This is a genomic window from Naasia sp. (genome assembly GCF_025465545.1).
Lineage (GTDB): Bacteria > Actinomycetota > Actinomycetes > Actinomycetales > Microbacteriaceae > Naasia.
Map to the genome: position 1 here is coordinate 13,427 of NZ_JAODMK010000020.1, position 23,106 is coordinate 36,532.

General features: G+C 70.0%; 29 protein-coding genes. 14 read left to right on the top strand and 15 right to left on the bottom strand.

Going from position 1 to position 23,106, the window contains the following annotated elements:
- Nucleotides 1-209 precede the first annotated feature (209 nt).
- The 4 genes from JWR33_RS06275 to JWR33_RS06290 form a co-directional block, all read right to left on the bottom strand.
- Nucleotides 210-734, bottom strand: coding sequence for an ATP-binding protein (locus JWR33_RS06275; protein WP_297410323.1), 525 nt, complete (start codon nucleotides 732-734; stop codon nucleotides 210-212).
- Complete coding sequence (locus JWR33_RS06280; RefSeq protein ID WP_297410324.1) at nucleotides 731-988, bottom strand: hypothetical protein; 258 nt, start codon at nucleotides 986-988, stop codon at nucleotides 731-733. Before JWR33_RS06280 ends, JWR33_RS06275 begins: the two co-directional genes overlap by 4 nt.
- Nucleotides 989-1,031: 43 nt before the next feature.
- Nucleotides 1,032-1,289, bottom strand: coding sequence for a DUF1653 domain-containing protein (locus JWR33_RS06285; protein WP_297410325.1), 258 nt, complete (start codon nucleotides 1,287-1,289; stop codon nucleotides 1,032-1,034).
- A gap of 229 nt (nucleotides 1,290-1,518) precedes the next feature.
- Nucleotides 1,519-2,010, bottom strand: coding sequence for a hypothetical protein (locus JWR33_RS06290; protein ID WP_297410326.1), 492 nt, complete (start codon nucleotides 2,008-2,010; stop codon nucleotides 1,519-1,521).
- A gap of 192 nt (nucleotides 2,011-2,202) precedes the next feature.
- Between JWR33_RS06290 and JWR33_RS06295 the strand changes: the two genes are divergently transcribed.
- Together JWR33_RS06295 and JWR33_RS06300 are read left to right on the top strand one after the other, a co-directional pair.
- Complete coding sequence (locus tag JWR33_RS06295; protein ID WP_297410327.1) at nucleotides 2,203-2,391, top strand: PspC domain-containing protein; 189 nt, start codon at nucleotides 2,203-2,205, stop codon at nucleotides 2,389-2,391.
- Nucleotides 2,392-2,548: 157 nt separating this feature from the next.
- Entirely contained in the window at nucleotides 2,549-3,559 is a 1,011-nt protein-coding gene (locus tag JWR33_RS06300) for a putative zinc-binding metallopeptidase (protein ID WP_297410328.1), read from the top strand.
- A gap of 22 nt (nucleotides 3,560-3,581) precedes the next feature.
- On the opposite strand, the gene JWR33_RS06305 is transcribed toward JWR33_RS06300, so the two are convergent.
- The 3 genes from JWR33_RS06305 to JWR33_RS06315 form a co-directional block, all read right to left on the bottom strand.
- Nucleotides 3,582-4,232, bottom strand: coding sequence for a M1 family aminopeptidase (locus JWR33_RS06305; RefSeq protein ID WP_297410330.1), 651 nt, complete (start codon nucleotides 4,230-4,232; stop codon nucleotides 3,582-3,584).
- Nucleotides 4,233-4,478: 246 nt separating this feature from the next.
- Nucleotides 4,479-4,781 (bottom strand): hypothetical protein, encoded by a 303-nt coding sequence (locus JWR33_RS06310; RefSeq protein ID WP_297410332.1) that lies wholly within the window; start codon nucleotides 4,779-4,781, stop codon nucleotides 4,479-4,481.
- Between the two features lie 55 nt (nucleotides 4,782-4,836).
- Nucleotides 4,837-5,070 (bottom strand): hypothetical protein, encoded by a 234-nt coding sequence (locus JWR33_RS06315; protein ID WP_297410334.1) that lies wholly within the window; start codon nucleotides 5,068-5,070, stop codon nucleotides 4,837-4,839.
- 134 nt (nucleotides 5,071-5,204) lie between these two features.
- On the opposite strand from JWR33_RS06315, the gene JWR33_RS06320 reads away from it, so the two are divergent.
- On the top strand, nucleotides 5,205-5,513 hold the full coding sequence (locus JWR33_RS06320) for an SHOCT domain-containing protein (protein ID WP_297410336.1): 309 nt from the start codon (nucleotides 5,205-5,207) through the stop codon (nucleotides 5,511-5,513).
- Between the two features lie 156 nt (nucleotides 5,514-5,669).
- On the top strand, nucleotides 5,670-5,942 hold the full coding sequence (locus JWR33_RS06325) for a hypothetical protein (RefSeq protein ID WP_297410338.1): 273 nt from the start codon (nucleotides 5,670-5,672) through the stop codon (nucleotides 5,940-5,942).
- Between the two features lie 33 nt (nucleotides 5,943-5,975).
- On the opposite strand, the gene JWR33_RS06330 is transcribed toward JWR33_RS06325, so the two are convergent.
- On the bottom strand, nucleotides 5,976-6,650 hold the full coding sequence (locus tag JWR33_RS06330; RefSeq protein ID WP_297410339.1) for an SOS response-associated peptidase: 675 nt from the start codon (nucleotides 6,648-6,650) through the stop codon (nucleotides 5,976-5,978).
- A gap of 143 nt (nucleotides 6,651-6,793) precedes the next feature.
- On the opposite strand from JWR33_RS06330, the gene JWR33_RS06335 reads away from it, so the two are divergent.
- From JWR33_RS06335 to JWR33_RS06375, 9 genes are all read left to right on the top strand, one after another.
- Nucleotides 6,794-7,117 (top strand): hypothetical protein, encoded by a 324-nt coding sequence (locus JWR33_RS06335; RefSeq protein WP_297410341.1) that lies wholly within the window; start codon nucleotides 6,794-6,796, stop codon nucleotides 7,115-7,117.
- Between the two features lie 415 nt (nucleotides 7,118-7,532).
- A complete protein-coding gene (locus JWR33_RS06340) occupies nucleotides 7,533-8,432 on the top strand; it encodes a hypothetical protein (protein ID WP_297410343.1) in 900 nt (299 codons plus the stop codon).
- On the top strand, nucleotides 8,429-8,845 hold the full coding sequence (locus JWR33_RS06345; protein ID WP_297410345.1) for a phage holin family protein: 417 nt from the start codon (nucleotides 8,429-8,431) through the stop codon (nucleotides 8,843-8,845). The genes JWR33_RS06340 and JWR33_RS06345 overlap by 4 nt, the downstream gene beginning before the upstream one ends.
- The gene (locus JWR33_RS06350; RefSeq protein ID WP_297410346.1) at nucleotides 8,842-9,573 is read left to right on the top strand and encodes a DUF3618 domain-containing protein; all 732 of its coding nucleotides are present in this window, start codon (nucleotides 8,842-8,844) and stop codon (nucleotides 9,571-9,573) included. The genes JWR33_RS06345 and JWR33_RS06350 overlap by 4 nt, the downstream gene beginning before the upstream one ends.
- 86 nt (nucleotides 9,574-9,659) lie before the next feature.
- Nucleotides 9,660-10,727: a YihY/virulence factor BrkB family protein gene (locus JWR33_RS06355; protein ID WP_297410348.1), complete on the top strand. Its 1,068-nt coding sequence runs from the start codon at nucleotides 9,660-9,662 to the stop codon at nucleotides 10,725-10,727.
- A 75-nt stretch (nucleotides 10,728-10,802) separates the two neighbouring features.
- Nucleotides 10,803-12,458: a bifunctional 3'-5' exonuclease/DNA polymerase gene (locus JWR33_RS06360; protein WP_297410350.1), complete on the top strand. Its 1,656-nt coding sequence runs from the start codon at nucleotides 10,803-10,805 to the stop codon at nucleotides 12,456-12,458.
- A gap of 108 nt (nucleotides 12,459-12,566) precedes the next feature.
- Nucleotides 12,567-14,513, top strand: a complete 1,947-nt coding sequence (locus JWR33_RS06365) for a prolyl oligopeptidase family serine peptidase (RefSeq protein WP_297410351.1) — start codon at nucleotides 12,567-12,569, stop codon at nucleotides 14,511-14,513.
- 47 nt (nucleotides 14,514-14,560) lie between these two features.
- Nucleotides 14,561-15,403 (top strand): DUF1684 domain-containing protein, encoded by an 843-nt coding sequence (locus JWR33_RS06370; RefSeq protein WP_297410352.1) that lies wholly within the window; start codon nucleotides 14,561-14,563, stop codon nucleotides 15,401-15,403.
- A gap of 8 nt (nucleotides 15,404-15,411) precedes the next feature.
- Nucleotides 15,412-16,632 (top strand): family 1 glycosylhydrolase, encoded by a 1,221-nt coding sequence (locus tag JWR33_RS06375; RefSeq protein ID WP_297410354.1) that lies wholly within the window; start codon nucleotides 15,412-15,414, stop codon nucleotides 16,630-16,632.
- A gap of 6 nt (nucleotides 16,633-16,638) precedes the next feature.
- On the opposite strand, the gene JWR33_RS06380 is transcribed toward JWR33_RS06375, so the two are convergent.
- Nucleotides 16,639-17,184, bottom strand: coding sequence for a PadR family transcriptional regulator (locus tag JWR33_RS06380; RefSeq protein ID WP_297410355.1), 546 nt, complete (start codon nucleotides 17,182-17,184; stop codon nucleotides 16,639-16,641).
- Nucleotides 17,185-17,391: 207 nt separating this feature from the next.
- Between JWR33_RS06380 and JWR33_RS06385 the strand changes: the two genes are divergently transcribed.
- Nucleotides 17,392-17,895, top strand: coding sequence for a DUF3145 domain-containing protein (locus JWR33_RS06385; protein ID WP_297410357.1), 504 nt, complete (start codon nucleotides 17,392-17,394; stop codon nucleotides 17,893-17,895).
- 228 nt (nucleotides 17,896-18,123) lie between these two features.
- Here the strand turns inward: JWR33_RS06385 and JWR33_RS06390 are convergent, their stop codons facing one another.
- The 6 genes from JWR33_RS06390 to JWR33_RS06415 all read right to left on the bottom strand — a co-directional run.
- On the bottom strand, nucleotides 18,124-18,363 hold the full coding sequence (locus tag JWR33_RS06390; protein WP_297410359.1) for a hypothetical protein: 240 nt from the start codon (nucleotides 18,361-18,363) through the stop codon (nucleotides 18,124-18,126).
- A gap of 255 nt (nucleotides 18,364-18,618) precedes the next feature.
- Nucleotides 18,619-19,854, bottom strand: a complete 1,236-nt coding sequence (locus tag JWR33_RS06395) for a beta-ketoacyl-[acyl-carrier-protein] synthase family protein (protein ID WP_297410361.1) — start codon at nucleotides 19,852-19,854, stop codon at nucleotides 18,619-18,621.
- 38 nt (nucleotides 19,855-19,892) lie between these two features.
- The gene (locus JWR33_RS06400) at nucleotides 19,893-20,141 is read right to left on the bottom strand and encodes an acyl carrier protein (RefSeq protein ID WP_297410363.1); all 249 of its coding nucleotides are present in this window, start codon (nucleotides 20,139-20,141) and stop codon (nucleotides 19,893-19,895) included.
- Nucleotides 20,142-20,208: 67 nt separating this feature from the next.
- The gene (locus JWR33_RS06405) at nucleotides 20,209-21,207 is read right to left on the bottom strand and encodes a beta-ketoacyl-ACP synthase III (RefSeq protein ID WP_297410364.1); all 999 of its coding nucleotides are present in this window, start codon (nucleotides 21,205-21,207) and stop codon (nucleotides 20,209-20,211) included.
- On the bottom strand, nucleotides 21,204-22,124 hold the full coding sequence (locus tag JWR33_RS06410; RefSeq protein ID WP_297410365.1) for an ACP S-malonyltransferase: 921 nt from the start codon (nucleotides 22,122-22,124) through the stop codon (nucleotides 21,204-21,206). The genes JWR33_RS06405 and JWR33_RS06410 overlap by 4 nt, the downstream gene beginning before the upstream one ends.
- Before the next feature lie 114 nt (nucleotides 22,125-22,238).
- Nucleotides 22,239-23,106 (bottom strand): endo-1,4-beta-xylanase (locus tag JWR33_RS06415; protein ID WP_297410366.1); only part of this gene is annotated, 868 nt, incomplete at its 5' end.

Consider the following 23,106-nt stretch of genomic DNA (forward strand, 5'->3'; position numbering starts at 1 on the left):
TGTCGAGCGTCCCCATGGTGGAGCAGGTGGGAGAGCAGAGCCGCGACGCGCCGCCGTAGCTGCTGTCGACGTAGTGCTGGGACGCACAGCCCGCGTAGGCGGTGGCGGAGCTGATCCGGTCGTTCCAGCCGTAGTTGCCGGTACTGCGCCGCGGGCACCACGCCGATGTCGTCCTCGGGATGTCCGCGCCGTCCGCTGACGAAAGTCGTTCAGGCGTCGTGCGGGGGAACCTCGACGATCTCGTCGAAGCCTTCATCGATCAGGAGGACGGAGCTGAGCAGGCTGCGCCGGTGTGCGTGCCGGCCGAGCACGGCGTCGGGCACGCGCAGCTCAGGGAGGCGCCGGGCATTGCGCGCGGTAAGGACGGCGAGGGGAAGGTCGGGGAGCAGCATCGCCACCGCAGGCAGGCCGGCGGCGTGGGCGCGGCGCACGTGAGCGACCCGCTCGCGCCGGCGCAGGTGTGTCGCGTCGGCGAGGTAGCCCCGGCCGCTCGCGACCAGCTCGTTCGCGCGCTCCTCGCATCGTCGGATCGCCGCGAACGAGTAGTCCTGCAAGGCCCGCGGCTCAAGGCCTGCGGCGATGTCGCGCGCACGCAGTTCGGCCCGCTCGTCGTCCGGGCTCAGGACCGCGAGAGCCGATCCGTTCTCTCCGGCGAGTCGTCGCCGCAGCGTGGACTTGCCGGACGCGGGTGCTCCGATCAGGACGATCACGGCCTCCGCAACCGGAGCCGTCACGCCACTTGATGCAGTGCCGCGACCTCATCGTTCGTGAGCTGCTGCGATGCCGGGTGCTCCACCAGTGCGATCACCCGGTTGGCCATGAACCGCGCGGTGCGGACTGGAGTGCCGCCCCGCGTCACCTCCGTGACCTCGACCAGCCCGCGACCGTGGGTCACGTCAAGGCGGCGGCCCGCTCTCGTCGCCGCGATCTCGTACATCCGTGTGGTGCCGCCTGCATCGACGACGACCTCGACCCGGTCACCCTTCATGTGTCCTCCTCCTACCTCGGATACAACCGCGCTAACAACGGTGTTATTCCTGATCAGCCTGAGAATACGGGTGCGCGGGCATCGACTGCTGGCGGGCGAAGCGAGGCACCTCGCGCTCGGCGACGCGAACCCTCTCCTCGAACATCGCCAGCGGCCGCACCCAGAGTCCGCGCTCGCCGTAGCGGGCCCGATAGACGACGAGCTGCTCCTCCGTCTCGGAGTGGCGGGCGACGCCGAGCACCTCGTAGAGGTTCCCCTTGTAGTGGCGGTAGGTGCCGGGGACGATGCTTCCTTCAGTCATGGTCGCCCAGTCTGCCTGCTGTCGCGCATGGCAGGCGGACTGCACGGAGCCCCGGGCGACACGACGGCCGGCCGGGGCTCCAGGCAGAGAAGGACAGAAGCATCAGGTATGCGTCGCCGGTGCTCCCTCTTTGCCACCCGAGTCCAAGGTAGGACTGCTGCCCCGGCGGCGGCAGGGGTATCGCGCAAGCCCGGACCGGCGTAGCATCGGCAGGGTTTTCGAGATTCCCTCAGGGGTGCCCGCGCGGTCTCTCCAGATCGAGCACGAGCGACGGCAGGAACAGCGCGAAACGGCGATGGCCCTGGGCGCTCGTGCGCTGAAACGGCAGGGAGAGCACTTCGCTCGGATACTGCAGCTCCACTTGGAGGCGCCGCCCGAGTGTGCGGCGGCTCGGATCCGGTGCCTGCTGCACGGTGAGCCAGGTGAGGTCGTTGCGCCGATAGCAGGTGACCGACGGGCGCTTTCCCGGCCGCACCTTGCCGCGCACCACGAGCGTGTCGGTGAAGACGACGATGTCGACCGAGAGGTCCTCGAGCGCGTCGGGGTCCTCCACCCGGACGCTCGCGAAGGAGACGCTGCGCTCGGCGACGAGCGCTCCGAGCTGCGCGATCATCTCGGCGGTCGGGCTGATCTCGCCGTAGGTGAGCTTCAGCTTCGCCCAATCGGCGGAGACCGCGGAGAGGGCATCGTCGATGCGGTCGAAGAGCTCCGCGTCCGTCACTGCTCGTCCCATGGACAGACGGCAGCGAGTTTCATTCGGGCAACGCTAGGTGGGGAGCTGGGGGGCTCTCAGGGGCTTGACTGTCGTCTGGATCCCGCGGACGGGCTGCTCGGCGTTTCCCAGCTTCGCGGGTTCGCCGCGGCGTGACGAGCACGGCTGGAGCCCGGGGTCGGGCAGTGCCATCATCGCCGCATGGCTACTACTCTCACGCGTCCGCGGTCCGGCCGGCTCATCGCCGGAGTGTGTGCCGGCATCGCCCATCGGTTCGGCCTCTCGCCGTTCCTGGTCCGGGGGCTGTTCCTGCTGTCCATGCTGCTGCCGGGACCGCAGATCCTCGTCTATCTGGCGCTGTGGATCATCGTTCCCGCGTCCGACAGGTGAGCCTGGGGCGCAGTGCTGAAGCAGACTGACACCCGCACGGCAACCCCGCTCGGGGCGCTCTTCCCTCGTGCGAGCATGAGCACTCGGCGTCGCCGCTGCCCTTCCCTGTGGGTCGTCGGCCGGCAGGCGGCGAATGTGTCGGACCCGAGGAGTTCGCGTGCGCGTCTTCGCCTGCCCCCGCTGCGCCGCCTGGGTGGAATTCGAGGATCTCGTGTGCCTCCTCTGCGGGACCGCGCTGGCGTACACCCCCTCGCTCGACGAGATGCTCGCCTCGGACGGTCAGGTCCTCTGCCGGCTGCGGGACAGGATCTCCTGCAACTGGATCGCCTGGCCCGGGGGATCCGAGCACGAGTGCCTCTCCTGCAGGCTCAGCACGGAGCGGCCGGACGGCGACGATCCGGTCGCGATCAGTCAGCTGGCTGTGGCCGAGTACGCGAAGCGCCGTCTGGTGCGGCAGCTCGTGCACCTCGGTCTGCCGGTGGAGCGCCGGGAGGGAGACGACGGGCTCGCGTTCGTGCTGAAGTCACCGGCCGGCGGGGAACAGGTGCGGACGGGCCACGCGAACGGTGTGATCACCATCAACCTCATGGAGGCGAACGACGCCCGGCGCGAGGAGCTGCGGATCCGACTGGGGGAGCGGTACCGCACCATGCTGGGACACGCGCGCCACGAGATCGGGCACTACTACTGGCAGGTCCTCGTCGACGGCACCCACCGTTCCCCGGGGTTCCGCGACCTCTTCGGCGACGAGCGGCAGGATTACGGCTCCGCCCTCGCGTCGCACTACGGCGGCGAGGGCTCCACGGACTGGGCGGCGGAACACATCTCCCAGTACGCCACCATGCATCCTTGGGAGGACTTCGCGGAGACGTTCGCCCACTACCTGCACATCGCCGACGCCCTGGAGACCACGGCGGCCGTCGGAGTCTCCGTGAACGGGCCGACCGGGGTTGCCCAGCCTCTGGCCGGGAGCATCCGCTCGGCGGGCCTCGCCGACATCGCGGCGAAGTCGATGCTGCAGGTGCTCGCCGAGTGGCACGGCTTCTCGCTGGCCATGAATGCGGTGAACCGATCGATGGGGGAGCCCGACCTCTACCCCTTCGTGATCACTCCGGCGATCGCGCACAAGCTGGCGTTCGTGCACGACCTCGTCCGACAGCCGGGCTAGTGGGCACCGGCCGGAACCCCGCTCAGTCCTGCGGCTTCTCCGGAGCGTAGATCCAGGCGTCGAAGAAGGCGTCGAGCTGCTGGCCCGACACCTTCTCTGCGAGCCGCTCGAAGCCGGCCGTCGTCACGGTCGAGTAGGCGTACTGCGACGCCCAGGTGCGGAGGAGCGTGGAGAAGTCTTTCGCGCCGATCTCTGAGCGCAGCTGCACGAGCGTGAGAGCGCCTCGGTAGTACACCCCCGCGTCGTAGAGTCCCTCGGCCCCGGGGTCGCCCGGGGCGACGCTCCAGAACTCGTCATCGGCAGGGATGCTCCGGATGTCCTCGGCCTGCTCGGCCACGGACCTCCCGCCGTCATGCTCTCCCCACAGCCACTCCGCGTAGGTCGCGAAGCCCTCGTTGAGCCAGATGTCCTTCCACAGCTTCGGCGTCACGCTGTCGCCGAACCACTGGTGAGACAGCTCGTGGGCGACCGTGGCGTCATCGACGAAGCCGGCGTGGAGCGGACGCGACTGGGTCTCGAGCGCATACCCCAGGTCGTCGTCGTCCACGATCGCGCCGCTCGAGCTGAACGGGTACCGCCCGAACCGGTGGGAGAAGAACGAGATCATCGCCGCCTGCTTGGCCAGCGAGTGTTCCGCCGCGGCCCGCGCATCCCCGGAGAGGTCGCGATCCACGGCGTTGAGGATGCGCAGCCCAGACGCGGACCTCGAGCTGGTGATGTCGTAGTCACCGAATGTCGACCGTCGCCAGGTAGCTCGACATCGGCTTGGGCTCCGCCCAGCGGAAGGTGGTCCAGCCGCGAGTGGTGGTGGGCCTGCCGAGTGCCGAAGGGCACGACGGCGGTCGCCAACGGCCTTCCGCCCCCACCTGGTATCCGGTGAACGACTCGCCCGCGGACAAGGCGCTCTACACCTTCACCGTCACTGCGAGACCGTGAGGTCCCGCAGGTCGAGGTTGAACGAGGAGAGCGCCCGAGTGGTCCGGATCCGGATGACCGCCGTCCCCCGCAGCGCCTGCGTCTCGGGCCGGTAGCGGAGAGCGAGGTCATAGCTGAGGGCGTCGTAGCCGGTGTTTCCCAGCCCGGGGAAGTAGGGGTCTCCCGAACTGGAGCCGCCGGCGACCGGCGCCGAGCAGCTCGGCTGAGCCGCCGCCGGAGCCGCGGTGCCGGCCAGGGCGATGGCGAGCCCCGCAGCGAGCACCAGGGAGTGAGGGAAGGGCCTCATGGGGGAAGGCTGGTGGCAGCGGCGCCCCCGCCCGGGGCCCCGGAACGCCCGGCGGTCAGCGCGCGGCGGGAAGGAACGGCGAGACGAGCTGTGGACCGAGCACGAGGGCGACGTAGAGCGCGACCACCGATACGAGGGCTGCGTAGCAGAGCACCACCGCGAGTGAGCCGATCAGGAGCCCGCCCTGCAGCCAGAGTGGCATCGACTGCGGCCCCGCGTGCTCCGCGTCGGCCACGGCGCGGGCGAAGAGCTCCTCCATGTCGGTCGGCTCCCTGGTCACAGTCTGCATCCGGACTTCCCCTCGCTCTCCTCCGACGCTAGCGGCGCCGCCTCGCCGGCGGAAGTCGGTCGTCCCGGACGACTGCGCCGGTGCGCCAGCCCGGACATCCGGACCAACTAGAGTCGGCGGCGGAGAGGGGCGGCATGTTCGGAGATCTTCCCGGCGAGGGCGCATTCACCCTGGTCTTCGGCGTCGCAGCCGTCGTGATCGGGCTGGGCTTCGTCGCCACGATCGTGCTCGCCGTGATCAACTTCCGGCGCGTCCGCGATGCCGGCCACAACCCGTTCACCCTCGAGACGGACCTCGCGACCCGGGCGCTCGACAGCGGTCTCCTCGCGCCTTCCCGCAGCGTGGAGGACCGGCTTCGGGAGCTCCAGGGCCTCCGCGACCGCGGAGTCATCACCGCCGAGGAGTACGCCACCGCCAGGGCGGACATCCTTCGCGGATCCTGACGACCGGCAGCGGCATTTCCGGCAGGTAACGCATTGCGCGTCGGCCGCCTGTCGCGCGCGGCGCGACGGCCGCTCGGTCGTACCCTTCCCTCACCAATCCAGGTCAGGGGGTCCAGTGGCACTCAGCAGCTCGCCTCTCGCTCAGCGGGACGAACGATGATCGACGGGAGCGCCGGCCTCTACGTCCGCACCTCGCCCGCAGTCCTGCCGAGCACGCTCGGTCCTGTGCTGCAGAAGCTCGTCGAGCTCGGTCGGGACATGCGCGAGCGTCCGGAGAGCCCCTTCGCGGCCGACCGGTTCTCGATGGAGTTCCGCGACCTGATCTCGCATCTGCTCCGCGAGAGCAGCGCCGACCCCGATCTCGTTCCGGATCTCGTGCACGTGCTCCTGCTGGAGCTGGCCAAGCAGCCGCGAGTCGTTCCGGTCTGAGTCCGGCATCGCGGCGCGACGCAGGCGCATCGCCTAGAGCGGCCGGATGAGCTCCGGTCCGTCGTTGCGCACCGAGTTGACCGCCTTGCTGACCTCGTAGTGGGTGAGCTCATGGGCCACGTCGAGGGACGACCGATCGAGCAGTGCGACCAGCTCGTCCGGCGTCAGCTCGTCGCCCAGCCAGTCGTCGTAGGCGTCCGGCGTGAGGCACGCCGGCATGCGGTCGTGCACCTCGCCGGGTGAGACGTGGGCGTCTCTGGTGATCACCGCCATGGACAGCTGCCAGCGATCCGGATCGTCCTCGTCCTTGGACGGATCGAGCCAGGCTCCGACCAGGCCGGCCATCGCCAGTGCAGATCCGGGATCCGAGATGAAGTGCGGCTGCTTGCCGGTGGGGGTGACCGTCCACTCGTAGTAGCCGAGCGCAGGGACGATGCAGCGCGCCTGCGCGAACGGCCGGCGCCACATGCCTGCGGTCGCCACCGTCTCGATGCGCGCGTTGATCGGGCGCTTCTGCTTCTCGGTCATCCAGGAGGCGCGGAATCCCCAGGACGCGAGCGGCGCCGTCCGCTCGCCATGCCGGAGCCGCACGATGGGCGCGAGATCGGTCGGTGCCACGTTGTAGTCGTCGGGCAGGTCCGCGAAATCGCCGAGCAGGTCGGGGAGGAGATCGGTGACGGCCTTGGTCACGACGTAGCGTCCGCACATTCATCCATTGTCTCCAAGCCGGCCGACACCGGGCGCAGCACCTTCGTCGCCCGTTTTGGGGCGGAAACCCCCGGGCGGGGGCGCCCCCTGCGGGGGGCGCAATGCGCTAGGGTCGGAACGTTTGATTCACGAGCAAGGTGGCCATGGGCAAGCTTTTTTACGGCGATGACGACTTCGGCATCGAGATGGACGATCGTCTTCTCGCACACGTGAAGATGGCGATCGTCGCCAAGCTGCGCCGCGACGAGAAGTTCACCTTCTCCTGGTCGCACGGCGTGGAGGGCGGCGGAGGTCGCAGCACCATCTGGGTGCACCCCTCCATCCCTCTGCGCTTCCGCTTCGACGGCAGCCGGCAGCCCATCCTCAATCGCGCGTGGATCGAGGCGCTCCTGCAGTCCGCCAACAGCACCGGCGGCCTCCAGCTCGTTCCCGAGCCTCCGCAGGAAGGTCCTCAGCCCCGCGGCTGACGCAGGCCGAACGAAGGTCGAGTCTCGACACAGGGGCTCGGCCTTCTTCCTTTCCGGGAGCGGGTGCCCCTCCTGCGTCGGACTCCGTCCGAGCCCGGGTCCCGTGCTGAGCGAAGCGCTGCCCCGTTCCTGAGAACTGCTCACGGGAAACCGCATTACCGCATCTGCTGGGCGCCGCCGAAGCGCCGGCGCGGACAGTCGGGCGACTCTCAGGGAACTCGCGGTCCTCACCTGTCTCCTTCTCGGGAAAAGGGCTCGCGGGGCGGAAACTATACGCCCCGAGTGGCCCTTACGCGACGGGCTTGTTGGGCACCCCGGCCCGGTGGAACCGTGGAGGAATCCACAGCGATGCGCTCCGGGACCGTCCCGCGCCGCACCAGCACTGGAAGGGAAGACAATGTCGAACAGTTACCCAGTGAACCCCCCGTCCGCAGGGGCGACCTCGGAAGACGTCGTCGCGGTTGAGGAAGAGCTCGTCGTATACGAGGTCGACCCGGCGGGGACCCAGCCGACCGGCAAGACCGGAGCGGCGAAGCAGCAGGCCGGCCAGGTCGCGCAGGGCGCGGCCGATGCCGGCAAGCACGTCGCGGGCGTGGCGAAGGATCAGGCGAGCACCGTCGCCTCCGAGGCCAAGGCCCAGGCGGGCAACGTGGCCGACGAGACCAAGGCGCAGGTGAGCAACGTCGCGTCCGAGGCCAAGGCGCAGGTGAGCAACGTCGCCTCCGAGGCGAAGTACCAGGCACGGGATCTGCTCTCCCAGGCCAGAAGCCAGGTCACCGAGCAGGCGTCGTCGCAGCAGAAGAAGGCCGCGACCGGCATCCGCACCATCGGGGACCAGCTGAGCGGAATGGCGTCCGGCACCGGCACGCCCGAGGCCGGCATGGCCAAGGACCTGATCGAGCAGGCAGCCACCCGACTCCAGGGCGTCGCGTCCTGGATCGAGGAGCGCGAGCCCGGCGACCTCCTTCAGGAGGTGCGGAACTTCGCGGCCCGCAGGCCCGGCACGTTCATCGCGATCGCCGCCGTGGCGGGAGTCGTCGCAGGACGCCTCACGAAGTCCGTCGTCGGTGCGGCCGCCGACGCCAAGGAGGACGCCGCCGCGGAGACCTCCGTGGTGCCGACCTACGACGCCACCACCTCGTACGACGCCACCGCGACGTACCCGACGTCCTCGACCTACGTGGGCGATCTCGACAGCCCGCCCGTCGTGGGTGAGGGTGCCGGCCAGTTCGACCCGGTCTACGGCCAGAACGAGTACGGCACGGGACTCGGCACGGGTGTCGGCGGATCGACCGTCGGGGATGTGCGCCGGTGACCGACCTCCCCACGCCCTCCGAGGAGAGGGCGGCGACGACCTCCTTCGGTGAACTGTTCGGCCAGGTCACGAAGGACATGTCGACCCTGATCCGTCAGGAGGTCGAACTCGCCAAGGCCGAGCTCAAGCAGTCGGCCACTCGCGCCGGCGCCGGAGCGGGCCTCCTGGGAGGCGCGGGCTACGCGGCTCTCATGGCGGTCCTGTTCCTGTCCATCGCCCTCTGGTGGGGCCTCGGACACCTGATCGACAACGGCTGGTCCGCGGTGGTGGTCGCCATCATCTGGGGAATCATCGGCGCGATCCTGTACTCCATCGGCCGCAAGCGGCTGAAGGAAGTCCAGGGCATCCCCCGCACGGCCGACTCGCTGAAGAAGCTGCCCGAAACGTTCAAGAGGAATGAGGAGAACCGATGAGCGACGATCCCGCCGTCATCCGCGCCAATATCGAAGCCACCCGTCAGGAGCTGAGCAGCGACGTCGACGCGCTGGCCGACAAGGTCACCCCGTCGAAGGTCGTGCACCGCCAGACGGACAAGGTGAAGGACGCCCTGGGCTCCGTCAAGGAGAAGGTCATGGGCACCGCGTCCGACGTGAAGGACAAGGTGACGGGCACGGCGTCCGGCGCCGCCGACCACGTCAAAGGAGCCGCCCGCAGCACCAAAGGGGGCATCTCCGACGGAGTCGGCTCCGTCGGATCCTCGCTGAGCAGCGCACCGGGCGCCGTCGTCGACAAGGCGAAGGGGAACCCGCTCGCGGTCGGCCTCATCGCCTTCGGCGTCGGCATGCTCGCTGCTTCTCTCATCCCCGCCAGCACGGCGGAGAAGGAAGCGGCCAGCAAGGCCAAGGAGGCGGCACAGCCGATCCTCTCCGAGGCTGCCAAGGAGCTCGCGAGCAACCTGAAGGAGCCGGCCCAGCAGGCCGCCAACGCCCTCAAGGAGACCGCCACGGAAGCCGTGGACAGCGTGAAGTCGACGGCAACAGAGGCCGCCGACAGCGTCAAGTCCACCGCGACCGACGCAGCCGACAGCGTCAAGTCGACCACGACCGACGCCGCGAGCACCGTCAAGTCCGAGGCCGGGTCCGCCGGTCAGGACGTGAAGGGCTCGGCGATGGACGCGAAGGACTCGGTCCGGAGCGCCTGACCCTTCTGCATGACAAGGGGCCGCGGCTGCAACCGCGGCCCCTTGCTTTTCCCCCTGCACCATTCCCACGAGAAGAGGCACCCAGCATGACCGACGTCGGAGCCAGCGAGCGGCTGGCCAACGCCCCCGACCCCGAGGATCCACGCAAGCCCGACTCCGCCAAGGACCTGCACAAGCGGTCGTGGACCTACGTGCTGCGCAAGACGATGCGGGAGTTCACCTCGGACCAGTGCACCGACATCGCGGCGTCGCTCGTCTACTACTCGGTGCTCGCGCTGTTCCCCGCGCTGATCGCGCTCGTCTCCCTGCTCGGAGTGACCGGTCAAGGCCCGCAGGCGACGCAGACGCTGCTCCAGATCCTCGGACAGGTCGCTCCCGGCGACGCCGTGAAGGTCCTGAAGGGGCCGATCGAGGGCTTCGCGAACTCGCCGGCCGCGGGCTTCGCGCTGATCTCCGGCATCGTGCTCGCCATCTGGTCCGCGTCCGGCTACGTCGGCGCGTTCACCCGGGCCATGAACCGCATCTACGAGATCGACGAGGGCCGGCCGTTCTGGAAGCTCAAGCCGGTGCAGCTCCTCGTGACGCTGATCGGCGTGCTGATGATCTTCGCGATCGTGGTGATGCTCATCATCTCGGGCCCGGTGACCCAGGCGGTCGGAAACGCCATCGGAGTGGGCAACACGTTCCAGACGGTGTGGGACATCGCCAAGTGGCCGGTGATCCTCCTCATCCTCGTGCTGATGGTCGCGATCCTGTACTACGCGACCCCCAACTCCAAGCAGCCGAAGTTCCGCTGGATGAGCCTCGGCGCGCTGCTCGCGATCGTCGTGCTCATCGTGGCCTCGGTGCTGTTCGGGCTCTACGTCACCAACTTCTCGAACTACGCCAAGAACTACGGGTCGCTCGCGGGCGTCATCGTCTTCCTCCTCTGGCTCTGGATCGCGAACATCGCACTGCTCTTCGGTGCGGAGTTCGATGCCGAGCTCGAGCGCGGCCGTCAGCTGCAGGGGGGAATCGCGGCGGAGGAGACCATCCAGCTGCCGCCGCGCGACACCAAGAAGAGCGAGAAGGCGGCCGACAAGGAGGAGAAGGACGTGGCAGACGGCAAGCGCATCCGTGAGGACGCGGCGGCCCGCCAGCCCAAGAAGAAGTGACCGGGGCGGGAAGGGCGGGCCCGTCGCGGCCGGCCCTTCCCGCACACCGTCGGTGGCACCAGGCAGACTGACTCGGTGTACGTCGTCCTCACTCCGTCGCCGTCCGGCTCGACGGTGACTCGCGTCGATCCCTCCGGTCGCGTGGCAGGATCGCCGACCGAGGTGGGGAACGGGGAGCTCGAGGACTTCGTCCGCAGGCTCTCGGTCGAGTCTCCCCGGTGGACGTGGACCGACACCGCGGTGGCCTATCCGCCGCTGCTCGACGCAGGCGTGCGGATCGAGCGCTGCCACGACCTCCGGCTGTGCCGGGCGATCCTCCGAAACTCCACGCTGACCGCGGGCAGCGAGGTGGCGACCGCGCCGCGGGACGAGTTGGACGGGGAGACCCCGTCGGCCGGGTCCGCATCGGCGCAGACCCTGTTCGACGTGCTGCCGGCCGGCACGGCGGGGGACCCCGTCGCCGAGCTGCAGAGACAGCTGGCCGCGGTCGCCGCCTGCGCCGAGCCCAACCGGCTTCGACTGCTGCTCGCCGCGGAGTCCGCAGGTGCGCTCGCCGCCGCCGAGATGCGGCACGCAGGGCTGCCGTGGAACGTCGATCGGCACGAGGCGCTGCTCGAGGAGCAACTGGGACCCCGTGTTCCGCCCGGGGTTCGCCCCGCACGACTGGAGGCGCTGGCGGGGGAGATCCGACGGGCGCTCGACGCGCCGCAGCTCAACCCTGACTCGCCCCAGGAGGTCCTCGCCGCCCTCCGCGGCGCAGGCCTCAACGTGCAGACGACGAGGTCGGCCGAGCTCCGGCGGATCGAGCACCCCGCCATCCCGCCGCTCCTCGACTACAAGAAGCGGTCTCGGCTGCTCACCGCCAACGGCTGGAACTGGCTCGACACCTGGGTGGTCGGCGGCCGTTTCTCATCCGACTTCCTCCCCGGCGGCGTGCCGAGCGGAAGGTGGGCCGCCCGCGGTGGGGGAGCCCTGCAGCTGCCCAAGCAGATCCGGTCCGCCGTGCTCGCCGACCCGGGGTGGAAGCTCGTCGTGGCGGACGCCGCCCAGCTGGAGCCCCGGGTGCTCGCGGCGATGTCGGGGGACACCGCCATGGCGGGGGCGGGGCGTGCCGGCGACCTCTACGAGGGCATCGTGGCGACCGGCGCGGTGCCGGACCGCAACTCGGCGAAGTACGCGATGCTCGGGGCGATCTACGGTGCCACCGCGGGCGAGGGCGGCCGACTGCTGCCGAAGCTCGCGCAGGCCTTCCCCCTCGCGATCGGGCTGGTCGAGACGGCGGCGCGCGCAGGGGAGAAGGGAGAGGCGGTCTCCACCCGGCTCGGGCGCAGCGCGCCCGCCGCAGGCCCCGGGTGGCGTGATGCGCAGACCTTGGCGGTCGACTCCGGCCTGGAGTCGCCCGAGCAGCGCCGGGCCCGTTCCGCCGCGCGGGAGCGGGGCCGGTTCGCGCGCAACTTCGTGGTGCAGGGCACCGCGGCCGAGTGGGCGCTGTGCTGGCTTGCCGAGCTGCGCCGCCGCCTCGTTCCCCTCACCGCCGAGGACGGCGCGCGCCCCGAGCTCGTCTACTTCCTGCACGACGAGGTCCTCGTGCACGCCCCGGCGGAGCAGGTGGATGCGGTGGCGGACGCGGTGCGGGCCGCCGCTCGGGCCGCCGGACGGCTGCTCTTCGGCGAGTTCCCCATCGACTTCCCGCTGGACGTGGTCATCGTCGACGACTACGGCCAGGCGTAGTCGGACGAGAACTCCGGGGACCATGGCCACGGCTGAGCGAAGAGCCGCGGAAGGGCGCCTCGAAATCAAGGCCCGAAGGCGCCCGGATCCGGACCCTACGCTGGAGCGATGACCGACACCGTCGTCGCCCCGTTCGGCTCCTGGACCTCGCCCCTCAGCGCGGCCGATGTGGCGGGCGGGTCGCACCCGGTCTCGGGTGCCCGCTATGTCGGCGACCAGATCTGGTGGTCGGAGGTCCGCGCCACAGAGGGCGGCAGGTCCGGCGTCTACCGCGCCGGGGACGAGGGCGATCCGGTCGTGCTCCTTCCCTCGCCGTGGAACGCCCGCAGCCGCGTTCACGAGTACGGGGGAGGGGCCTGGACCGCGGATTCCGACTCGGGGCTCGTGTTCGTGGAGTTCTCGGACCAGCGCATCTACCGGCTCGCCCCGGGCGACGAGCCGGAGGTCCTCACCCCCGACGCGCCAGGCACCGCGTACGGCGACCTGAGCTTCGCCGGCGACCGCGTCGTCGCGGTCCGCGAGGTGCAGACCGACGCGGGGGTCGAACGGGACATCGTGCTGATCCCGCTCGACGGCAGCGCGGCGGAGGATCCGGGACGGATCGTGTCCGTCGTCGCCGGCAGCGACTTCGTGGCCTATCCGCGCTTCTCGGCCGACGGCACCCGGCTCGCCTGGATCGCGTGGGACCACCCCCGGATGCCCTGGGACGGCACCGAGCTGCGGGTCGGCGAGCTCGAGGGCGATCGCGTCACCGGCTGGTACAGCCTGATCGGCGGGGAGACCGAGTCCGTCCTGCAGCCCGAGTGGGACGGGCTGGACGCGCTCTACGCGATCACCGACCGGACCGGATGGTGGAACCTCGTCCGGGTCGGTCTCGACGGTACCGTCGCGCCCCAGCTCGACCAGGAGCGGGAGACCGGAGGCCCGCTGTGGAACCTCGGGCTCCGCTGGTTCCTGCCGCTCTCCGACGGCCGCATCGCCGCGGTGTCGACCCGCGGCAGCGATCGGCTGGAGCTCCTGAGCCCCGCCACCGGCACGGCCGAGCAGGCGCCCCTCGAACTCACCGGCATCGAACTCGCCGACGCGGCTCCGGGGCGCATCCTCCTCGAGGGTGGCAGCGCCCTGCTCGTCGACGGCCTGCGTGAGCTCGATCTCCGCACGGGGCGGCTCCGAGACATCCGGCTGGCCTACGACGCGCTGCCCGAATCGGACTACCTTCCGCTGGCTGAGGAGCGCACCTTCGACGGAGCGCGGGACGTGCACACTCTCGTGTACCCCCCTCGCAATCCCGCATTCAGAGGGCCGGAGGGGGAGCTCCCGCCCTACGTCGCGTTCGTGCACGGCGGCCCAACGGCCCAGTCGAAGGCAGGCGTCAACCTCGTCTTCGCCTACTACACGAGTCGCGGCATCGGTGTGGTGGACGTCAACTACGGCGGATCCACCGGCTACGGACGGGAGTACCGCGACCGGCTGCTCGGCCAGTGGGGCGTCGTCGACGTGGAGGACGTGATCGCCGCGGTGACGGGCCTCGCCGACGCCGGCCTCGCGGACCGTTCCCGGCTGGCGATCGAAGGCGGATCGGCGGGCGGCTGGACGGTCCTCTCCGCGCTCACCCGGAGTGACGAGTTCGCCTGCGGCGTCTCGCTCTACGGAGTCGCAGACCTCACCGCCCTGGCGGCGGAAACCCACGACTTCGAGGCCCGCTACACCGACGGCCTCGTGGGGCCGCTGCCCGAGGCGCAGGCGCTCTACGACGAGCGGTCGCCGCTGAATCACCTGGACGGACTCGACTGCCCGGTGCTGCTGCTGCAGGGACTCGACGACCGCGTCGTCCCTCCCGCCCAGTCGGAGCGCTTTCGGGACGGCCTCCTGGCCAAGGGGATCCCGCACGCCTACCTGGTGTTCCCCGGGGAAGGGCACGGGTTCCGGAAGATGGAGACCCGCATCAGGGTGCGGGAGGCCTGCCTCTCCTTCTACGGGCAGGCGCTCGGCTTCACCCCGCCGGGGATCCCCGTCCTCCCGCTCTGGCGGCCGGCGGCGGCCGACCCCCGATAACGCGTGTCGAGGTTGGCTGCATCCGGTTCGGGCGAAAGGATGGACGGATGACCGACACCACGACGACCCAGGCTGCACCGACGCCGACCGCCGAGGAGCGCTACTCGCGCTTCCGCTCGCGGCGGGATGAGGCGGTGGTCCAGCCCAAGGGCTTCCTCGCCCTCGTCAACACCCAGTGGATCGACTCCGAGCAGCCCATCTGGGGAGTGCCGGGCATCTGGGCGCCGCTTCCCGAGGGGGAGTCGGGGCTCAAGGTCACCGCGACCGCGGCAGACGGGATCACGGTAGACGGCCGGCTCGTGGACGGCGAGGCGATCGCTCGCGGGCGCGACTCCCCGGCGCCGTCGGAGATCGTCTTCAGCGACACGGTCAGCGGGACGGTCATCGCCGGGCACGACGGCAGCTACGGGCTCCGGGTCTGGGACTCCGCTTCGGACGCCATCCAGCAGTTCGGCGGCATCGACGCCTTCGACTACGACCCCTCCTGGGTCGTCTCCGGGCGGTTCGCACCCAATCCCGACGGGACCACCGCCGGCTTCGCGCACCTGAAGGACGAGCACACGCGGGAGATGGTGATCCCGGGCGAGATCACCTTCGAGCACGACGGCACGGAGTACGCCGTCCTCGCCTTCAAGGAGGGGCGCGCCCTGCAGCTCGTGTTCTCCGACGCCACGAGCGGCGACTCCACCTACAGCGTCGGTCGCTTCCTCTTCGTCGCGCCGAACCCGGACGGCACCATCACGCTCGACTTCAACACGGCCGTGCTGCCCCCCTGCGCATTCAGCTACAACTTCAACTGCCCCATGCCGCCGAAGCAGAACCGCTTTCCCTTCCCCGTCGAGGCCGGCGAGAAGAACGTGGTCGCCAAGAGCGGCGAGCTGCTGCACTGAGCCGCCCGATGACGGAACGACACTGGTCCGCCGACGGGAAGCTGCACTTCGGCGTCGGGATCGAGGACACCTTCGTGCCCCAGGAGATCCCGGGATACCGCAGCCTGGACGAGTACGAGCTGACTCAGCACTACGACCGCTGGCAGGAGGATCTGGCGCTGGCCGCCGAGTCCGGTGCCGAGCTGATCCGCTGGGGGGTGCCCTGGTACCGGCTGGAGCCGCGTCCGGGCGAGTTCGACTGGACCTGGCTCGATCAGGTCGTCGAAGAGATGCAGCGCCTGGGGCTGCGGTGCATCGTCGACCTCGTGCACTACGGCACCCCGCTCTGGCTCGAGGACTCCTTCCTCGACCCGTCCTACCCGGAGCGGGTGGCGTCCTACGCCCGCGCGGTTGCGGAGCGCTACGCCGGCATCTGGGACGACTTCACCCCGCTCAACGAGCCGGTCATCAACGCGGTGTGGGCAGGCGAGATCGGCATGTGGCCGCCCGCGCTGCACGGCCAGGACGGCTTCCTCAAGGTGGCCGTCGCCCTGGCGCGCGGCATCGTGCGAACCCAGCAGAGCATCGCCGAGGTCAATCCCGCCGCGCGATTCGTGCACGTTGATGCGGCCTTCCTCTGGGACGGCGAGTCCGGCCCGATCCCGCTCGAGGTGCTGAGGGAACGGCGCTTCCTGCCGCTCGACCTCATCATGGGCCGCGTCGACGAGAAGCATCCGCTGCGCGGCTACCTCGCGGCGCACGGCGTCCATGCAGCCGAGCTGGCCTGGTTCCTGGCGAACCCGGTCGTGCCCGATCTGATCGGCGTCAACTACTACCCGGCGTTCAGCACCCAGCGCTTCCTCGCCGGGGAGACGTACGAGCCGGTGGAGGCGGGCGTCGACGGGCTTCGGCTCGTGCTGGGGGAGTACTGGGACCGCTACGGCATCCCCCTTGCGGTCACCGAGACGTCCCGCGCCGGAGAGCCAGAGCTGCGTGCCGAGTGGCTCCTCGAATCGCTGGACGCGGTGGACGCCCTGCGGGCGGAGGGGATCCCCATCGCGGCGTACACCTGGTTCCCCTTCCTCACCATCGTCGACTGGCTGTACCGAACCGGTTCCACGCCCGCCGACGAGTGGTTCGTGCATATGGGACTGGTGGACCTGGTCCGCGACAGTTCGGGCGTGCTCCGCCGTCATCGGACCGGCGCCTTCACTGCCTTCCAGGCGATCGCCAGACCCGCTGCCGGCTGACGGCCGTCAGACGAGGGGAGCGGGGCGTCGGCCGCGGCGGGGCCGCTCCTCGGACATTCCGCGAAGCAGGGTGCCGTGCTGCGCCGCGTCGGAGATGGACGCCAGCCATCGGCGAGCCGCGTGGGCCAGGTGATTCGCCGCCGCGGCGGCGAAGGCGGCGGGGTCCGCCGGGTCCGGCGGCGCGGCCGAGGTCGACCAGTTCTCGAGGTACGCGTCGACCACGGCCACCGGATCCGCCGTCACCAGCGAGCAGGAGAGGAGCACGCGATCGAGCATCTCGGTCCAGTCGCGGTCGACCGGCTCACGGCCGTGCAGCCAGTCGGACGCCTCCGCCGCACCGGGCCCGGTGAGTCGGTACAAGGGGAGCGCATCGTCAGTGAGACCGGCACGCTCGATGAGTCCCTGGGTGGCGAGCCGGTCGAGTGTTCCGTAGATCTGTCCGACGTTCACGCGTTCCCGATGCGCGGCGCGGGCGAGGAATTCGGTGTGCAGCTGCAGCCCGTAGGCCGGTCCCAGGGTGAGGATGGCGAGGATCCCGCTGCGAACCGACATGGGCTGCCCTCCCTCCGGCATCATGCTATTTCGGCGAAAGCCGACGGCACGCGCACTGCGGCTCTTACAAGGTTGTCATTCCGGCGTGTCGTCCTGCATAATTCAAGAACCGGAGATGCCGGGCTGTTAATTTCATAACGGTGCAACATCGGAATTCGTTCACCAGGTCGTAGGGGAAGACGCACCTAGCTGAACGGAGAAACAACCATGGCTGCATCCATTGCCAGGGGTGTGCTCTACGTGCACTCCTCGCCTCGCGCGCTCTGCCCCCACGTCGAATGGGCGGCCGGACGCGCACTCGGTCGTGCCGTGAACTTCACCTGGATCGACCAGCCCGTGCTGAAGGGTGCTCAGCGCACCGACTTCTACTGGGAGGGTCCGCAGGGGACCGGCGCGGCCATCGCGTCCGCCCTGCGCGGGTGGGAGCACCTCCGCTATGAGGTCAGTGAGGATGCCGGCGCGGGGACCGACGGCGCCCGCTGGATGCACACGCCTGACCTCGGAATCTTCTATGCCCAGACGGACACCGCGGGCAACGTGGTGATTCCCGAGGACCGCATCAGGTACGCGATGGACATCGCCGGCGTGAACGCGCTGGAACTCCACAAGGAGCTGCGGCTGGCGCTGGGACAGGCCTGGGACGAAGAGTTGGAGTCCTTCCGCCACGCCGGAGAGAACAGCCCCGTGGTCTGGCTGCACCGCGCCGGATGAACCTGCCGCGACACGCCGGGCGACTCGCCCGCGGAAGTGCCGCGGGGCTCTACTCTGAGGTTGTTCGCATCGCGCTCTAACCCGTTCGGGCTGTTTGGGTAACGGCCCTCGAACTTAGCGAAAGCGACAGAAGAGCCCCTGGTCGGATGGGTACCGGCCGGGGGCTCTTCACCCCTTTAAGGCCTGGTCATGCCTCTTTTTCGGAGGCGGGAGCGGACCCGCGCGGACTCAGCCGGGGCAGTGCAGTCGGGTAGGGACGGTTGCCGTTCCTCGCTCGATCTGGTGCTCGCTCATCAGTCGGTCGCAGACGGGGCAGCGGGGCTCCAAGGGAGGCGCGTACGGCGCCTCGACCTTGCCCCGGCCGATGCCCACGTCGGCCGCTCCGGAGAAGGTGTAGGTGAAGCGGTTCCAGCGGTTCCAGAAGCCCTTGAGCCCGATGTACGGATTGGTCGGATTGCCTCTGCCCACGAACAGTTAGTGTACTCGCTGTCGCGCGGAGTCGGCTGAGAGGGAGGCGTCCGGGTCCGGCTCGCCTGGTCTCCTCCGGACCGCCCGGGGCGAGCTCGCCGCCCGGCGCGCATCTGGCGGCGGCATCGCGGGCCTCCTCGCCCCTCGGCCGGTCGCCGGGGGCGGTCCTCGCCGACGAGAGCCTGCGTCCTTCGCGGCGCGCAGGACCCCGGTCTGAGCCGAGGTCCCCACCGCCCCGTTGAGGCCGGGAGGCGCCTAGACCGTCGCGAAGGCGACGACCGCGTTGTGGCCGCCGAAGCCGAACGAGTTGCTGATCGCCAGCAGGTCGCCCTCCGGCAGGGCGCGCGGCTGACGGACGACGTCGAGGTCGATCTCCGGGTCCATCTCGTTGAGGTTGATGGTGGGGGGAGCTGTCCTCTCCGCGAGGGCCAGCACCGTGAAGATCGCCTCGATGCCGCCGGCGCCCCCGAGGAGGTGGCCGGTGGAAGCCTTGGTGGCAGACACGGGGATCTCGCTGAGCCGGTCGCCGAACACGTGGTGCAGCGCGTGGTATTCGGCGATGTCGCCGACCGGGGTGCTGGTCGCGTGCGCGTTGATGTGACGCACATCGGCCCGGCTGTAGCCGTGCGTCTCGATCGCGGCGATCATGGCGCGGGCGGCCGCGGACCCCTCCGGGTCGGGAGCGGTGATGTGGTACGAGTCGCTGGTCACCGCCCCGCCGATCAGCTCCGCGTAGATGCGCGCCCCGCGGGCGAGTGCGTGCTCCTCGGTCTCGAGGATGATCGCCGCCCCGCCCTCGCCGAGCACGAAGCCGTCGCGGGTCCTGTCGTAGGGCCGGGAGGCGGTCGCCGGGTCGTCGTTGCGCCTCGAGAGCGCCTGCATGGACGCGAACGAGGCAAGCGGAAGCGGGTGGATGGCCGCCTCTGATCCGCCCGCGATGACCACATCCGCGAAGCCCTGCTGGATGTGGTCGAAGGCGTTGGCGATGGACTCCGTGCTGGAGGCGCAGGCGGAGACGACCGTTCGGGCGAACGCTCGAGCGCCGAGGCTCATCTCGATGGCGGCCGCCGGCGCGTTGGGCATGAGCATCGGGACGGTCATCGGCAGCACGCGCCGGGGTCCACGCTCGCGCAGGGTGTCCCACGCACTCAGCAGCGTCCAGACCCCGCCGATGCCGGTGGACCAGTCGACGCCCAGGCGCTCCGGGTCCATCTGCTCGATGCCGGCGTCCGCCCACGCCTCGCGCGCGGCGATCAGGGCGAACTGGCTCCCCGGGTCGAGGCGCTTGGCCTCGACCCGTTCGAGCTGCTCCTCCTGGGGGACCTTTGCCGACGCCGCGAAGGTGACCGGCAGCTCGTACTGAGCGACCCAATCCTCCGTCAGCGGGCGGGCGCCGGACTCGCCGGCGAGCAGAGCCGTCCAGGTCTCCCGCGCGGTCCCGCCGAGCGGCGACGTGGCGCCGATCCCGGTGACGACGATCTTCTTCGGCATGGCAGTGGTGCTCCCGAGGTCAGGCAGGCGTCAAGGCGTCAGCCCTGGGCCTTCACGATGTAGTTGACGGCGTCGCCGACGGTCTTGAGGTTCTTCACTTCCTCATCGGGGATCTTCACGTCGAACTTCTCCTCGGCGTTGACCACGATGGTCATCATCGAGATGGAGTCGATGTCGAGGTCGTCCGTGAAGGACTTGTCCATCTCGACCGTGTCGGTCGCGATCCCGGTCTCATCGCTGACGAGCTCGGCGAGGCCGGCGAGGACTTCTTCAGTGGACAGTGCCATTTGTTCTCCTTGAGGGGGTGTGGTTCGAGGCGGCTTCGAGCTTATCGGGAGGGGTATCGCCGTGCGGTCAGGGCAGGACGACGACCTGGGCGCCGTAGACCAGACCTGCGCCGAAGCCGATCTGCAGGGCGAGCCCGCCGGAGAGCTCCGGGTGCTCCTGCAGGAGCCGGTGCGTGGCGAGCGGGATCGATGCGGCGGAGGTGTTGCCGGTGGTGGCGATGTCCCGCGCGATCGCGACGCTCTCGGGAAGGCCCAGCTGCTTCGCGAACTCGTCGATGATGCGCATGTTCGCCTGATGGGGGATGAAGGCCGCCAGCTGGTCGGCGGTCACGCCGGCCTCAACCAGCGCCTCCTTCGCGACCTTGGCCATCTCCCACACGGCCCAGCGGAACACGGTCTGTCCCTCCTGGCGGAGCGTCGGCCAGGGGATGACCCCGTCGCGGAAGTCGGTGAGCGTCCCGTTCATGCCCACGGCGTCGGCCTTGGAGCCGTCCGAACCCCACACCGTCTTGGAGATGCCGGGCGTCTCGCTCGGCCCGATCACCGCGGCGCCCGCGCCGTCGCCGAGGAGGAAGGAGATGCTGCGGTCGGTCGGGTCGACGAGGTCGGACAGCTTCTCGGCGCCGACGACGAGCGCATAGTGCCCCATGCCGGCGCGGATCAAGGCGTCGGCCTGGGCTATCGCGTAGGTGTACCCGGCGCATGCGGCGTTGATGTCGTAGGCCGCTGCCGGGTTGGCGCCCACCCGGTCGGCCAGGACCGCGGACAGCGACGGCGTCTGCCGGGTGTTGCTCACTGTGGCGACGAGCACGAGGTCCACCTGCTCCGGGGCGATGCCCGCCGCGGCGATGGCCTCCTTCGACGCCTCGGTCGCCAGGTCGACGGCGCTGACGCCCCCGGAGGCGCGGGTGCGGGTGATGATGCCCGTCCGCTGCCGGATCCACTCGTCCGAGGAGTTGATGGGGCCGACCAGATCGTTGTTGGGGACGACCAGGTCGCCACGTGCGGCACCCAGTCCGAGGATGCGCGTGTACTGCGCTCCGGTCGACTGCTTGAGCTCGATCATGCGTCTCCGTCCAGCATCGCCCACGCCGCGGCCAGGTCGTCAGGTGTCTTGATCGCGACCGCCGGCACTCCGCGGAGGCCGCGCTTGGCCAGGCCGGTGAGCGCGCCAGCGGGAGCCAGCTCGATGATGCCGGTCACCCCCGCCTCCGCGAACGCCGCCATGCACAGGTCCCAGCGCACGGGGGAGGAGACCTGACCGACGAGCAGTTCGACGAAGGCGGCGCCCGAGTCGACCGTGCTGCCGTCCGTGTTGGTCCAGATCGGCAGCAGTGGGTCCTGAGGGTCGAGGGTCGCCGCCACGGCGCGCATCCGCTCCACGGCGGGCTCCATGTAGCGGGTGTGGAACGCGCCGGCGACCTGGAGCGGGATCACCCGGCTGCCGGCAGGCGGGGTAGCGGCGAGTGCGGCGAGGCCCTCCTTGGCGCCGGCGACGACGATCTGGCCGCCGCCATTGAAGTTCGCGGGCGCGAGGCCGTGCTGCTCGAGGGCGGCGAGGACGGTGGCCTCGTCGCCGCCCACGACGGCGCTCATGCCGGTGTCGGCCTGTGCCGCCGCCTCCGCCATCGCACGGCCCCGTTCGGCCACCAGGTGGATGGCCTCGGCGAAGGAGAGGATGCCGGCCCCTGCAGCGGCGGTGATCTCACCGACGGAGTGGCCGGCGATCCCGCCGACCTGCGCGTCGCGCCCGTCGGCGAGGAGGGAGTGCAGGGTCACCAGTCCGGCCGCCACGATGAGGGGCTGCGCGATGCTGGTGTCGCGGATGGTGTCCGCGTCCGATTCGGTGCCGTGCAGCAGGAGATCGACTCCCGATTCGGCTCCGAACTGGCCGACCAGCTCGCGGGCTCCCGGCTGGGCGAGCCACGGTCCGAGGAATCCGGGGGTCTGGGACCCCTGACCAGGGGCGACGACGACGATCACCGGTCCATCCTGCCAAGCCTGCCCTGCCTGATCGGCGGATACGCCACTAAAGTTGCGCGAATTGCTTGGAGGTGCGGCACAGCAGTGGTGAGTGTGGGGCGGAACCGAGCCCGGTCAGCCCAGGATCTGCTGCAGGGCCGAGAACGCCGGCTTGGGGGCGTAGTCCCTGTCGAACAGCAGGGGAGCTGCCTCGCCCAGCTCGTCCCAGGAATAGCGATCGCTGAACCCGAAGACGGTCGTGCTGCGGCAGCCGGGCACGTCCAGGCAGGCGCGGAGGACGTCGCCGTAGAGCTGGGCCTGGAGGTCGAGCTGATCCTCGGAAGGGCCGGCGATCGCGACGTCGAGCTCGGTGATGTGGATATCGAGGCCCAGGTCAGCGAACCGGCGCATGTTGGCTCGAACGGACTCCACGTCCGGGGGGAATGCCGCGTCCACATGGAACTGCAGTCCGATGCCGTCGATCGGCACGCCGCGGACCACGAAGTCCTCGGCCATGGCATAGAGGAAGTCCGACTTCGGTCCGAGTTCCTCGGCGCCCGTCTCGTTGTAGATCAGCTCCGCGTCGGGGTCGGCGGCCCGAGCGGCGCGGAACGCCCGCTCGATGTAGCCGCCGCCGAGGGCGTTCCGCCACACCGTCGATGCGAGCACAGCATCGCTGCCTCCCGTGTCCTGGGGGCCCCAGATCCCCTCGTTCACGACCACCCACCGGTCGACCTTTCCGCGATAGCGCGACACGAGCGTGCTGATGTGGTCGTCGAAAACCTGGCCCACCTCGTCCGCAGAGCCCGTTGCGGCCAGGTCCTGCACCCACGCGGGCAGCTCGAAGTCCCAGACGAGGAACATCCCGGTCACGGTCTGGTCGTGCACCTCCGCGTAGTTGACGCTGACGTCGGCAGGCAGGAAGAAGTAGTCCTCGTCCTCGCCCCGCGTGGTGGCCCAGTAGAACTCGGTCGGCGCGGCCGAGTTGAACTGCTCGGCGAGC